Below are 12,489 nucleotides of genomic sequence, written 5' to 3'. Positions count from 1 at the left end.
CTCGCCACCGGGCCCGGCGAAGCAGACTCAGCCCCGAATCCCCAGCAGATGCTCCATCGCCAGCTGGTCGAGGCGCTCGAACGCCATCCCGCGCGCGGCCACGGCGTCGATGTCGATCTCCTCGGCCCGCAGCTGCGCCACGGACTCGCCCGGCAGCAGCGTCGGCACCGACAGCTCGTCGACGCGCGCGCCGGCCAGCGCGGCCGACACCTCCGGGTCGTCGCGGAACGCGCGGACCTTCTCGCGCAGGATCAGGTAGTTGCGCATGCAGGCCGCCGCGGTGACCCAGACGCCGTCGGCGTCCTCGGTGCGCGGGGGCTTGTAGTCGAAGTGGCGCGGGCCGGCGTAGGCGGTCGGGTAGCCGGAGCTGTTCTCCAGCACGTCCACCGTCCAGAACGCGCCGCGCAGGTTGCCCGCCCCGAAGCGCAGGTCCTGGTCGAACCGGGGCCCGTGCTGGCCGTTGAGGTCGATGTGGAACAGCTTGCCGTGCCACAGCGCCTGCGCGATGCCGTGCGCGAAGTTCAGCCCGGCCATCTCCTCGTGGCCGACCTCGGGGTTGAGCCCGACCCGGGACGGCTCGTCGAGCGTCGAGATGAGCGCGAGCGCGTGGCCGATCGTGGGCAGCAGGATGTCGCCGCGCGGCTCGTTGGGCTTGGGCTCGATGGCCAGGCGGATGTCGTACCCGCGCTCGCGGATGTAGGCGCAGATGGCGTTGATGGCCTCGCGGTACCGGTCCAGGGCGGCCCGCATCTGCTTGCCGGCCCCGGACTCCGCGCCCTCGCGGCCGCCCCACAGCACGTAGGTGGGCGCGCCCAGCTCGGCCGCGAGGTCGATGTTGCGCAGCACCTTCTGCAGCGCGTACCGGCGGACGGCGCGGTCGTTGGCGGTGAACGCGCCGTCCTTGAAGACCGGGTGGCCGAAGAGGTTCGTGGTCGCCATCGAGACCACGAGCCCGGTGTCGTCCAGCGCCACGCGGAAGCGCGCCACGAGCTTGTCCCGCACGGTCTCGTCGCTGCCGAACGGGATCAGGTCGTCGTCGTGGAAGCTGACGCCGTACGCCCCCAGCTCCGCCAGCCGGTGCACGGTCTCGACCGGGTCGAGCGCCGGTCGGGAGGCCGAGCCGAAGACGTCCTGAGCCTGCCAGCCCACGGTCCAAAGCCCGAACGAGAACCGGTCGGCCGGAGTCGGAGCGAACGGGTCGCTCATGACGCCCGCCCGACCGGGAACCGGTCCGCGGGTGTGGGGGCGTACGGGTCGCTCATGACGCCACGCTGATCCACGACGAGTCGGAGCGCGCCACCGCGTCGAGCACCAACTGCACCTGCAGCGCGTCCTCGAACGACGGCGTCGGGTCGGCGCCCGTCGCGACCGCCTCGATGAAGTCGCGCATTTCGTGGGTGAAGGAGTGTTCGTACCCGATGATGTGCCCCGGCGGCCACCAGGCGCCGAGGTACGGGTGCTCGCCCTCCGTCACCAGGATGCGCGACCAGCCCTGCTCGGCCGCGGGCCGGGTGGCGTCGAAGAACTCGAGCTCGTTGAGCCGCTCGAGGTCGAAGGCCAGCGAGCCGTGCTCCCCGTTGACCTCCACCCGCAGCCCGTTCTTGCGCCCCGTCGCGAACCGCGTCGCCTCGTACGTCGCCACCGCTCCCCCGTCGAGCCGCGCGATGAACAAGGCGGCGTCGTCCACGGTGACCTCGCCCGTGGCCGCCGGCCCCGAAGTTGCCGACGCCGAGAGCCCGGTCGAGGACGAGGGCAGCGGCCGCTCCTTGATGAACGTCTCCGTCAGCCCGGACACGCCGGTGATGCGCTGCCCGGTGACGAACTGGGTCAGGTCGATGATGTGCGCGCCGATGTCGCCGAGCGCGCCCGAGCCGGCCTTCTCCTTCTGCAGCCGCCACACCAGCGGGAAGCTCGGATCGACGATCCAGTCCTGCAGGTAGACGGCGCGGACGTGGCGGATCGCGCCGAGCCGGCCCGCGGCGACCATGTTGCGCATGAGGCTCACCGCCGGCACGCGGCGGTAGTTGAACCCGCAGGCCGAGCGCACCCCGGCCGCCCGGGCCTTGGCCGCGGCCGCGACCATCGCCCGGGCCTCGTCGACGGTGTTGGCCAGCGGCTTCTCGCAGAGCACGTGCTTGCCCGCCTCGAGCGCGGCGATGGCGATCTCGGCGTGGCTGTCGCCCGGGGTACACACGTCGATGACGTCGATGTCGTCCCGGGCGATCAGCTCGCGCCAGTCGGTCACCGCCTCGGCCCAGCCGAGCCGGGCCGCAGCCTCGGCCACCCGGGCCGCGTCGCGACCGCAGACGGCGACCATGCTCGCCCGCGCCGGCAGGTCGAAGACCCGGTTCACGGTGCGCCACGCCTGCGAGTGGGCGGCCCCCATGAAGGCGTACCCGACCATGCCGACGCGCAGCTCCTGACTGGACACTGGCGGTTCCTTTCTGAAGTGCGGTCGTTCAGGACTTGAAGCCGAGCGGCAGGTACTTGTCGACGTTGTCCTTGGTGATCGTCTCGGACTGCAGCACGATCAGCTTCGGCACCTGCAGCTCGACCAGGTCGCCCATGCCCTTGCCCTGGGCCGCGAGGCGGGCCAGGATGATCGCCGACGAGGCCATCGACGGCGGGTACGTGACCGTCGAGGTGAGCACGGTGTCGCCGGCCTTGATGTGGTCCATCGCGTCGCGGGAGCCCGCGCCGCCGACCATGAAGAACTCCTTGCGCCCGGCCTGCTGGATCGCGGCGAGCACGCCGACGCCCTGGTCGTCGTCGTGGTTCCACACCGCGTCGAGCTTCGGCGCGGCCTGCAGCAGGTTCGCCGCGGCGGACTGGCCGGTCTGCACCGTGAAGCCGGCCGCGACGCGGTGCTTGACGGTGAGCCCGTAGGTCTTGAGCGTGTCGGCGAAGCCCTTCGAGCGGTCCTTGGTCAGCTGCAGCTCGTCGATGCCGGGGATCTCGCCGATGACCGCGTCGGTCTTGCCCTTGAGCTTCTCGCCGACGTAGTGCCCGGCGGCGACGCCCATGCCGTAGTTGTCGCCCTTGATGAGGCAGAACGACGCGGCCGAGTCGGAGAACTCGCGGTCGAGGTTGATGACGATGATGCCCGCGTCCATGGCCTTCTTGCCGATCGCGGTGAGCTGGGCGCCGTCCTGCGGCAGCAGCACGATCGCGTCCGGCTTGCTGGCGATCAGGGTCTCCAGCGCGGCGATCTGGGCGGGGGCGTCCTTGCCGGCGTCGACCGCCTTCAGCGTGACGTCGGAGAACTTCGCCGCCTGCGCCTTGGCGTTGGCGGTGATGGCGCCGATCCAGCCGTGGTCGGCCGCCGGGGCGGAGAAGCCGATGGTGACGGCCTTGCCGGGGGCCTCGCTGGCGGCGTTGCCCTCCTTGGTGTTGGTCTGCGGCTGGCTGTCCTTGGTGTCGTTCGACGTGCAGGCGGCCAGCAGCGCACCGGCGCCGAGGGCAGCCCCGCCGAACATCAGTCGGCGGCGGGACATGTCGCTCATCGCGACCTCCAATTGGGGTGTTTTGGGTGTGCGGATCCGCGCTGTCGTCCCGGCGTGGACGGCAGCTGTGGGGAAGGAAGCGTCAGGAAGTGGCTTTTCGGCGGCGCCAGAGCGAGATGACCGGGAACGCCTGGATGAGCACGGCGACGACGATGATGCCGCCCTTGATGATGCGCTGGGCGTCGGTCTGCAGATTGTTGATCACGAACAGGTTGGTGATCTGCGTGAAGATGAGCACGCCGAGCAGCGAGCCGACGACGGTGCCGCGGCCCCCGGTCAGCGCGGTGCCGCCGATGATGGCGGCGGCGATCGCGTCGAGCTCGTACAGGTCGCCGTGGGTGTTGCTGCCGGAGGTGGTCTGCGAGACCACGATGAGGGCCGCGATGCCGCAGCAGACGCCCGACAGGACGTACAGCAGGACTGTGTGCAGCCGCACGTTGATGCCGGCGAGCCGGGCGGCCTCGGCGTTGCCGCCGATGGCGATGGTCCGCCGGCCGAACGTGGTCCGGTTCAGCAGCACCCAGCCCAGCACCACCACGACCAGGAACATGATGGCCACGACCGGCACGCCGAGGAGCTTGTTGGTGGCGAAGCCGTTGATGAACGCGTCGTGGTTGATCTGGGTCTGCGAGCCGGAGATGCTCTGGGCGAGGCCGCGGGCCGACAGCATCATCGCGAGCGTCGCGATGAAGGGCACCAGCCGGCCGTACGCGATCAGGCCGCCGTTGATGAGGCCCGCCACCGCGCCGACCGCGACCGCGGCGAAGAGCATGGAGAAGGTGCCGTAGCTCTGCGTGGCGACCGTGGTGCACCAGACGCTGGCCAGGGCCAGCAGCGCCCCGACGGACAGGTCGATGCCGCCGCTGATCATCACGAAGGTCATGCCGATGGTCAGCACCCCGATGCTGGAGGCCTGGGTGAGTACCGTCAGCTCGTTGTTCCACAGACGCTCGGCGTCGAGGTAGATCTCGGGCTTGGTGATCGCGCCGATGACCAGCAGCAGGAGCAGCACGCCGATCAGGGCCAGGTTGCGCTTGGCGTGGTCCGCGCTCTCGCGCTGCCACCAGCCCTGCGCGGTCACGCGGGGCGCGTCATGGACGTCCACCGGTTCAGTGGCGGTGCTCATACGGCGGTCCCTTCAGGGCTCATGCTCGTCAGATCGGCTCCGTCGAGCAGCGACCCGGCCATGACCAGGTCGAGCACGGTGTCTTCGTCGAGCTCGCCGGCGGGCGCCTCGCGCACGAGCCGGCCCTCCCGCATGACGAGCACGCGGTCGGCGAGGCCGAGCACCTCGGGCACCTCACTGGAGACGAGCAGCACGCCGACGCCCTCGTCGGCGAGGCGGCGGATGACCTGGTACAGCTCGGCCCGCGCGCCCACGTCGACGCCGCGGGTCGGCTCGTCGAGCAGCAGCAGCTTCGTGCCGCCGAGCAGCCACCGCCCGACGACGACCTTCTGCTGGTTGCCGCCGGAGAGCGTCCGCACCGGGCGGCGCACGTCGGCCGGGCGCAGGTCGAGGCGGCGGGTGACGTCCTCGGCGACGGCGCGCTCGCGGCCGGCGTCGGTGAAGCCGCCGCGGGCGTAGCGGGCGAAGCCGGCGAGGGTGACGTTGCGGTAGATCGGCTCGCCCAGCAGCAGCGCCTGGCTCTTGCGCTCCTCGGGCGCCATGCCGATGCCGGCCCGCACGGCCGCGTTGACGCTGCCCTTGCGAACCTTTTTTCCAAGCATTTCGACGGTACCGGTGGAAGGCCGGCGCGCCCCGTAGATGGACTCGAGGACCTCGGAACGGCCCGAGCCGACGAGGCCCGTGATGCCCACGATCTCTCCGCTGTGGACACGCAGGGACACGTCCGCGAACCGGCCCGGCAGCGTCAGCCCGTCGACCCGCAGCAGCAGGGGGCTGCCCGTCTTCGGGGCCGGCCGCTCGGGGAAGACGTACTCGATGGTGCGCCCCGTCATCCGGCTCACCAGCTCGCGGTTCGGCGTCGTCTTGGCGTCGAGGTTCGCGGCGGTGGTGCGCCCGTCCTTGAGCACCGTGACCCGGTCGCCGATCTCGCGGATCTCGTCGAGGCGGTGCGAGATGTAGATGACCGCGATGCCCTGGTCGGTGAGCCCGCGCACGATCCGGAAGAGGTTCTGGACCTCGTCGTGGGCGAGCACGGCGCTCGGCTCGTCCATGATGAGCAGCCGCGCCTCCCGCGACAGCGCCCGGCCCATGCTCACGATCTGCTTGGCGGCGGCGGGCAGCTTGCCGACCTCCCGGGCGACCGGGATCTCCGGGTGGCCGAGGCGGGCCAGGATCGCGGCCGCGCCGCGGCGCATCGTGCGGCGCCCGACGAAGCCGGCGGTGCCGGGCTCGTGGCCGAGGTACATGTTCTCGGCGACGCTGAGCCCGTCGACGAGGTCGAGCTCCTGGTAGATGGTGGCGATGCCGGCCTTCATGGCGGCCTGCGGGCTGCCGAAGGAGGCGGGCTCGCCCAGCCACCGGACCTCCCCGGAGTCCGGGGCGTGCACGCCGGCGAGCACCTTGATCAGGGTGGACTTGCCGGCGCCGTTCTGCCCGAGCAGGCAGTGCACCTCGCCCGCCCGGACCTCCAGCTGCACGCCGTCGAGCGCGCGCACGCCGGGGAAGGTCTTGACGACGTCGGTGAGGCGGAGGACTTCTTCGCGGTCGGGTGCCGGGGGATCTGTCATGATGGCCGTCCATATGCGAGTTCGCTGGCCAGCACCGCGGCGCCGACTACGCCGGCGCGGGGGCCGAGCTCGGACAGGACGACCGGCAGGTTGCCGGTCGCAAGGGGCAGCGAGCGCCGGTACACCACGCTGCGGATCTCGGCGAGCAGGATGTGCCCGAGCCCGGCCAGGCCGCCGCCGATCACGATCATCGACGGGTTGATGAAGCTGACCAGGCCGGCGAGCACCCCGCCGACGCGCCGTCCGCCGTCGCGGATCAGCCGGATGCAGGTGACGTCGCCCTCGGCCGCGCCGTCGGCGACGTCCTTGGCGGTCACCGGGCCGCCCGCGGCGAGCCGGTCCGCGAGCGCGGGCGACGCACCGCTGCGCGCCGCCGCCGTGGCGTCCCGCGCGAGCGCGCCGCCGCCGAAGAGGGCCTCCAGGCAGCCGACGTTGCCGCACGAGCACACCGGCCCGTGGCTGTCGACCTGGATGTGGCCGATGTCGCCGGCGCAGCCGTCGGTGCCCCGGTACACCTCGCCGTTGAGGTAGATGCCGCACCCGATCCCCGTGCCGACCTTGAGGAACAGCAGGTTGTCGACCGAGTGCGCGACGCCGCCGTAGCGCTCGCCGATGCTCATGATGTTGACGTCGTTGTCGACGACGACCGGGCAGTTGTGCTCGCGCCCGAGCGCCTCCCGCACCGGGAACCGGTCCCAGCCGGGCATGATCGGCGGCGACACGGGCACGCCGTCGCGGAAGCTGACCGGCCCCGGCACCCCGATCCCGATGGCGTTCAGGCGCTCGTACGCGCCCTCGGCCCGGAACTTGTGCAGGATCTCGTTGACCCGCTGGAGAATGACCTTGGGTCCGGAGCGGATGTCCGCCGGCTCCCCGTACGCGGCGAGGGGCTCCAGCCGCCCGTCGGTGATCTCGACGTCGATCGAGCTGGCCCCGAGGTCGACCGCGGCGAAGCGCAGCCCCGGGTTGAGCTCCACCAGCGTCGAGCGCCGCCCGCCCCGGCTGGCCGCGGGCCCGGCCTCACGGATGAGCCCGGTGGCGACGAGCGCGTCGAGGTCGGCCAGCAGGCGCGGCCGCGGTACCTCGAGACGGTCCGCCAGCTCGGCCCGCGACAGTGCCCCGGTGTCCCGCAACAGCCGGAGCAGGCGCGACTGAACCGGGTTGTCGATGGCGCTGACCGTGTTCATTGGGCACCTCCTCGTCAGGTCGCAGTCCCCTGGCGCACCGCGACTAGCGGCAACACCACCACACCGCCGGAACCGGGGTGATTGCCGGCCTGTGTGGCCCGCGTTACACCCGTGTTGCGTCGAGACTCTAGGCGCTGCCGAGAACCCCGTCTAGACCTTCTGGCGCTCGTTACCAAACTTTTGCTGATTCCAACGGAAGTTCGCCCGTTCCAAAAATAAGAACATCACCCCAGCTCAGGCGACCTATGGCGAGATCATCACCATCGTCGAAATCGGGGCGAATCGCGCACCATAACGTTCGGGACACGGCGCCCGCCCACGGCGAGTGAGCGCTCCCATACATACCGAGCACCGCGGCGGGTGAGCGCTCCAGGCACACCGACCACCGCCGGCCGGTGAGCGTTTCATACGCACCGCCCACCGCCGGCGGTCATGCCGGGAGCAGCCGACCCAGGCACCAGGTCACGCCGGAAGCAGCGGCCCAGACAGGCAACGGCAGGTCGCCTCGGAAGCAGCGGCCCAGCCAGGCAGGGACGGGTCACGTCGGAAGCAGCGGCCCAGCCAGGCAGGGACGGGTCACGTCGGAAGCAGCGGCCCGGACAGACGGCGGCCGCTCACGTCCAAAGCAGCGGCCCAGGCGGGCGGCGGGTCGGTCACGTCAGGAGCAGCCGGCCCAGGCGGCGACCGGCCAGCCACAGGCCGGCCAGGGCCAGCGCCACCAGGTACGCCGCGTGCCCCGCCAGACCCCACGACCACACGCCCAGGCTCAGGCCCCGGATCAGCTCCACCCCGTGGAACAGCGGCGTCAGCTCCACCACCGCGCGCGCGAGCGGCGGGTAGCCCGCCGGCGGCGCGAAGGTCCCGCTGAACAGGAACAGCGCGAACTGCCCCACGTTCACGTAGTCGAAGTCCTGCCACGAGCGCAGGAACGTCGACACCGCCATCCCCAGCCCGCCGAACGCGAACCCGACAAGCATCGCGGCGGGGAAGGCGAGCAGGGCCCGCGCCCAGGTGGTGAGGTCCAGGGCGACCATCACGACGAGGAACGCGGCCGAGTAGAAGGCGCCGCGGGCGAGGGCCCACAGCAGCTCGCCCGAGGCCAGCTGCAGCGGCGTCACCGGCGTGGCCAGCGTCGCGTCGTACAGCTTCATGAACTTCAGCTTCCCGTAGAAGTTCATGACCGTCTCGGCCATCGCGCCCGTCATGGCCGAGGCGGCCAGCGTCGCCGGGGCGACGAACTCGGCGTAGGACACCGCCCGCCCGCCCCCGATCGGCACGTCGCCGATGAGCCGGCCGACGCCGACCCCGATCGAGAACAGGTACAGCATCGGCTCCGCGAACCCCGACGCCAGCACGAGCCAGTAGGTCATGTGCCGCGCCGCCGCCACGTTGCGCGCGGCCACGGACAGGGCGCCCCCGAGCAGCATCGCTCAGTCCTCCAGCCGCCGGGCGAACCCGCGCACCGCGAGGGCGTAGCCGACCGCGGCGTAGGCGAGGAGGACCGCGGTGTGCGCCCACACGCCCCAGGCCGTCGCCGTGCCCAGCGTCGCCGCGCGGCACAGCTCGACCCCGTGCCACAGCGGCGAGGCGTAGGCGAGGGCGCGGGCCGGCGCCGGCAGCCCGCCGACCGGGAAGAACACCCCGGCGAAGAGCGTCATCGGCACCACCACGAGCCGGAACAGCACCGCGAAGTACCCGTCGCTGTCCACCGCCGCGGCGAACGCGAACGACGGCGCCGCGAACGCCAGCCCGGTCAGGATCGCCGGCGCGAACGTCGCCAGGGCCCACCACGAGTGCAGGGCGCCGAACGGCAGCAGCACGAGCAGGAAGGCGAGCGTGGCGACGCCGACCCGCAGCCCGACGTACAGCAGGTGCCCGCGCAGGATCCCGGCCGACGTCACCGGCGTCGCCCGCATCGCGTGGTAGCTGCGGATCCAGTGGAACATCGAATACACCGGCCAGGTCGCGTCGTTCACCGCGACCTGCAGCGCCGTCGAGGCGAGCAGCCCCGGCCCGATCCAGTCGAGGTAGGGCGCGCCGAGGCCGGACGGGCGCGCGTCGACGTAGCCGCCGACGGTGACCCCCATCGCGACGAGGAACATCACCGGCAGCGCGAACGAGCTGAGCACCGAACCGCGCCAGATGCGCCGGTAGGACACCAGGTGGTACTCGAACACCGCGAGCGTCCCCATCACTCCACCAGCGTCCGGCCGGTGAGGTGCAGGAACACGTCCTCCAGGGAGCCGCGGCGCACCAGCGTGCTCGACGGCCGCAGCCCCCGCGCGGCGATCTCGGCCAGCGCGGCGTCGCCGTCCTCGGTGTAGACGAGGGTGCGGTCGGGCAGCACCTCGACCCGCTCGCCGATCCCGTCGAGCTTGTCGGGCGCGTCGCTGTTGTCGAGGTCGAGGCGCACCTCCACCACCTCGCGGGTCGAGTGCCGCGCGATCAGCTCCCGGGGCGAGCCCTCGGCGACGATCCGGCCGTTGTCCATCACCACGAGCCGGTCGCACAGCTGCTCGGCCTCGTCCATGTAGTGGGTGGTCAGCACCAGCGTCACGCCCCGCTGCTTGAGCCGGAACAGCCGCTCCCAAACCAGGTGCCGGGCCTGCGGGTCGAGGCCGGTCGTCGGCTCGTCGAGCAGCACCAGGTCGGGCTCGTTCACCAGCGCCCGGGCGATCGTCAGCCGCCGCTTCATGCCACCCGACAGCGGCTCGACCTTGTCGCCGGACCGGTCGCCGAGCTGCACGAAGTCGAGCAGCTCCCGGGCCCGCTCGCGGGCGAGGCGGCGCGGTATCCCGAAATACCGCGCGTAGACCACCAGGTTCTCCAGCACCGTGAGCTCCGGGTCGAGGGTGTCCTGCTGCGGGCACACCCCGAGCCGCGCCCGGATCGCCGGCCCGTCCCGCGCCGCGTCCAGGCCCAGGATGCTCAGCCGCCCGCTCGTGGGCCGCGACACGCACCCGATCATCCGCATCGTGGAGGACTTGCCGGCGCCGTTGGGCCCCAGGAACCCGAACGCCTCCCCGGCCGCCACCCGGACATCTATGCCATCGACGGCCGTGAAATCCCCGAATCGTTTGACCAGTGCCGTCGCCGCTATCAATGCCCTGTTCTCGACCACGACCCGACCCTAGCCGTGGGGTACGACAATTTTCGGGGCCATTAGGATGCCCAGGTGCGATGGCTCGGGCTGGCCGCCTCAACCCTGCTGGCGCTGAGCGGATTCCTGGCCGGCAAGCCCGGGACGCACGACGCCGCCTGGGTGACCGGCGTCTGCGTGTGGTTCGTGGCGCTGCTGATGCTCGCCTACGCCTGGTGGCACCTGCGCGGCGAGCAGCCCCGGAGTCTCCTGGTCACGGCCGCCCTGTGGAGCCTGCCGCTGCTGGTCGCGCCGCCCATGGGCGCGCTGGACGTGTACGCGTACGCCTGCCAGGGTCAGCTCTTCGACGCCGGCATCAACCTCTACGAGCACGGCCCGTCGGCGCTGCCCTGCACCTGGCTGTCGGAGGTCCCGCCGCTGTGGCGCGACACCCCGACGCCGTACGGGCCGCTGTGGTTCGCGATCTCGGGCGCCGTGGCCTGGCTCGCGCACGGGCACCTGCTCGTCGCCGTCGGGCTGTTCCGGCTCGTCGCGATCCTCGGTCTGGTGCTCTGCGTGGCGGCCGCACACCGGCTCACCGACAGCAACGCCGTCCTCGCGGCCAGCCCGCTCGTGCTGGTACACGTGATTTCGGGCGTGCACAACGACATCCTCGTGGCCGGGTTCGTGCTCACTGGCTTCGTCTTCGCGACCCGCGACCGGGCCGGACTGTCCGGGATCGCGTTCGGGCTGGCCGCCGCGGTCAAGGTGACCGCGCTGGTGGCGTTGCCGTTCGCGGTACTGCTGCTGCCGGCCCTGCGCCGCCGCACGATCTCGGTGGCCGCGACGGTCGCGACCTACGCGCTGCTCGCCGCCGTCACCGGCCACGGGCTGGGCTTCCTGCGCGCGCTGGGCGCGACCGCGGGGCTGGTGCAGTGGCTGTCGATCCCGAGCGGCGTGGGCATGGCGGCCGGCTACGTGCTGCGGGTCGCGGGCCGGCCGGATGCGTTCGGTACCGTCGTCGCCGCCGCCCGCACGATCGGCTTCGCGGTCCTGGCCGCCCTGCTGCTGTGGCTCTGGCTGCGCGCCCTGCGCCGGCGCACCGACATCGACGCCGTGCTGACCGCGGCCGGCCTGGCGATGCTGGCCACGGCGGTGCTCGGCCCGGTCTTCTACGCCTGGTACGCGCTCGCGGGCATCGCCGTCCTCGCCGGCACCGAGCTCACCGGGCGCCTGCGCACGGGCGTGCACGTCGCCGTGGTCGCGCTGCCGTTCCTGACCCTGCCCGACAGCCTGGGCCTGGCCACGAAGACGAAGGTGCCGGGCGCGTTCCTCGACGTCGCCCTGGTCACCGCGATCGTCGTGCGCCTCGCCCGGAAGCGCTCACGCGACCGCGCCGACGCCTGACTGCGCCCCGGTCGTGGTGCGCCTCGCCGCCGGGGGCCCGGGCGGCGCCGCCGCCCGATGTCCCGGCCGCGCTCACGCGACCGCGCCGACGCCCGACTTCGCCCACGCGACAAGCTCCGCCGTGTGCTCGGCCACGCCGGGCGCGGACGCGTCGACGCCCTCGTCGTAGCGCACCGTCCAGCGCAGCCCGTTGACCCCGGGCACCCGCCGCCCCACGACGCGCACCCCGCCCCGCACGCCGGTGAGCTCCTCGAGCGGATGGTGCGACGTGTGCGCGATCGACTTGTTGACGCGCACGCGCACCTGCTCGGGCACCCGGTCGGGGTCGAGCAGCGTGACGGCCAGCGGCGGCAGGTCGTCCATCACCGCGTAGTCGCCGTCCGCGACCGGCACCTCCCGCGCCGCGATCACGGCGAGCTGCCGCCCGGACCACGTCGCCTTGTGGATCTCGTGCCAGCCGAGCCGCTCGTCCGCGCCGGGCAGCCACAGCCCGTGGTTGGTCGCCACCAGGACGTTGTCGCCGGTCGTGCCCGCCCACGCCACGACGCGCTCGTCCGGCCCGAGCTTCGGCCGGCGCTCGGCGGGCAGCCTTCTGCGCTGCAAGAACCCGAACACGGAC

11 protein-coding genes are annotated in these 12,489 nt (G+C 72.2%); 1 reads left to right on the top strand and 10 read right to left on the bottom strand.

Features of this window, described 5'->3' with window-relative positions; genetic code table 11:
- Positions 1 to 27: 27 nt before the first annotated feature.
- The 9 genes from xylA to AB0B76_RS30345 form a co-directional block, all read right to left on the bottom strand.
- Positions 28 to 1,206, bottom strand: a complete 1,179-nt coding sequence (xylA, locus tag AB0B76_RS30385; RefSeq protein ID WP_360381913.1) for a xylose isomerase — start codon at positions 1,204 to 1,206, stop codon at positions 28 to 30.
- Between the two features lie 52 nt (positions 1,207 to 1,258).
- On the bottom strand, positions 1,259 to 2,404 hold the full coding sequence (locus tag AB0B76_RS30380) for a Gfo/Idh/MocA family oxidoreductase (protein ID WP_360381953.1): 1,146 nt from the start codon (positions 2,402 to 2,404) through the stop codon (positions 1,259 to 1,261).
- 55 nt (positions 2,405 to 2,459) lie between these two features.
- Positions 2,460 to 3,503: a substrate-binding domain-containing protein gene (locus tag AB0B76_RS30375; RefSeq protein ID WP_360381911.1), complete on the bottom strand. Its 1,044-nt coding sequence runs from the start codon at positions 3,501 to 3,503 to the stop codon at positions 2,460 to 2,462.
- A gap of 82 nt (positions 3,504 to 3,585) precedes the next feature.
- Complete coding sequence (locus AB0B76_RS30370) at positions 3,586 to 4,629, bottom strand: ABC transporter permease (RefSeq protein WP_360381909.1); 1,044 nt, start codon at positions 4,627 to 4,629, stop codon at positions 3,586 to 3,588.
- On the bottom strand, positions 4,626 to 6,197 hold the full coding sequence (locus AB0B76_RS30365) for a sugar ABC transporter ATP-binding protein (RefSeq protein ID WP_360381907.1): 1,572 nt from the start codon (positions 6,195 to 6,197) through the stop codon (positions 4,626 to 4,628). Before AB0B76_RS30365 ends, AB0B76_RS30370 begins: the two co-directional genes overlap by 4 nt.
- Positions 6,194 to 7,384: an ROK family transcriptional regulator gene (locus AB0B76_RS30360; protein WP_360381905.1), complete on the bottom strand. Its 1,191-nt coding sequence runs from the start codon at positions 7,382 to 7,384 to the stop codon at positions 6,194 to 6,196. The genes AB0B76_RS30365 and AB0B76_RS30360 overlap by 4 nt, the downstream gene beginning before the upstream one ends.
- Positions 7,385 to 8,037: 653 nt before the next feature.
- Positions 8,038 to 8,811, bottom strand: coding sequence for an ABC transporter permease (locus AB0B76_RS30355; protein WP_360381903.1), 774 nt, complete (start codon positions 8,809 to 8,811; stop codon positions 8,038 to 8,040).
- Between the two features lie 3 nt (positions 8,812 to 8,814).
- The gene (locus tag AB0B76_RS30350) at positions 8,815 to 9,576 is read right to left on the bottom strand and encodes an ABC transporter permease (RefSeq protein ID WP_360381901.1); all 762 of its coding nucleotides are present in this window, start codon (positions 9,574 to 9,576) and stop codon (positions 8,815 to 8,817) included.
- Positions 9,576 to 10,505 carry an ABC transporter ATP-binding protein gene (locus AB0B76_RS30345; RefSeq protein ID WP_360381899.1) on the bottom strand — a complete coding sequence of 310 codons (930 nt, stop codon included), beginning with the start codon at positions 10,503 to 10,505 and terminating at the stop codon, positions 9,576 to 9,578. Before AB0B76_RS30345 ends, AB0B76_RS30350 begins: the two co-directional genes overlap by 1 nt.
- A 54-nt stretch (positions 10,506 to 10,559) precedes the next feature.
- On the opposite strand from AB0B76_RS30345, the gene mptB reads away from it, so the two are divergent.
- Positions 10,560 to 11,870, top strand: a complete 1,311-nt coding sequence (gene mptB, locus AB0B76_RS30340; protein WP_360381897.1) for a polyprenol phosphomannose-dependent alpha 1,6 mannosyltransferase MptB — start codon at positions 10,560 to 10,562, stop codon at positions 11,868 to 11,870.
- A 72-nt stretch (positions 11,871 to 11,942) separates the two neighbouring features.
- On the opposite strand, the gene AB0B76_RS30335 is transcribed toward mptB, so the two are convergent.
- Positions 11,943 to 12,485: a hypothetical protein gene (locus AB0B76_RS30335; RefSeq protein ID WP_360381895.1), complete on the bottom strand. Its 543-nt coding sequence runs from the start codon at positions 12,483 to 12,485 to the stop codon at positions 11,943 to 11,945.
- Between the last annotated feature and the right edge of the window lie 4 nt (positions 12,486 to 12,489).

It is taken from the genome of Dactylosporangium sp. NPDC049140, assembly GCF_040648435.1.
Note: the sequence above shows the minus strand (reverse complement) of the source record. Positions and strands in the feature narration are given on the sequence as shown.

Bases quoted from the DNA above. Each gene is read 5' to 3' on its own strand.
- AB0B76_RS30365 (WP_360381907.1), bottom strand. From the start codon at position 6,197: ATGACAGATCCCCCGGCACCCGACCGCGAAGAAGTCCTCCGCCTCACC.
- xylA (WP_360381913.1), bottom strand. From the start codon at position 1,206: ATGAGCGACCCGTTCGCTCCGACTCCGGCCGACCGGTTCTCGTTCGGG.
- AB0B76_RS30360 (WP_360381905.1), bottom strand. From the start codon at position 7,384: ATGAACACGGTCAGCGCCATCGACAACCCGGTTCAGTCGCGCCTGCTC.
- AB0B76_RS30375 (WP_360381911.1), bottom strand. From the start codon at position 3,503: ATGAGCGACATGTCCCGCCGCCGACTGATGTTCGGCGGGGCTGCCCTC.
- AB0B76_RS30380 (WP_360381953.1), bottom strand. From the start codon at position 2,404: ATGGTCGGGTACGCCTTCATGGGGGCCGCCCACTCGCAGGCGTGGCGC.
- AB0B76_RS30350 (WP_360381901.1), bottom strand. From the start codon at position 9,576: ATGGGGACGCTCGCGGTGTTCGAGTACCACCTGGTGTCCTACCGGCGC.
- AB0B76_RS30370 (WP_360381909.1), bottom strand. From the start codon at position 4,629: ATGAGCACCGCCACTGAACCGGTGGACGTCCATGACGCGCCCCGCGTG.
- AB0B76_RS30355 (WP_360381903.1), bottom strand. From the start codon at position 8,811: ATGCTGCTCGGGGGCGCCCTGTCCGTGGCCGCGCGCAACGTGGCGGCG.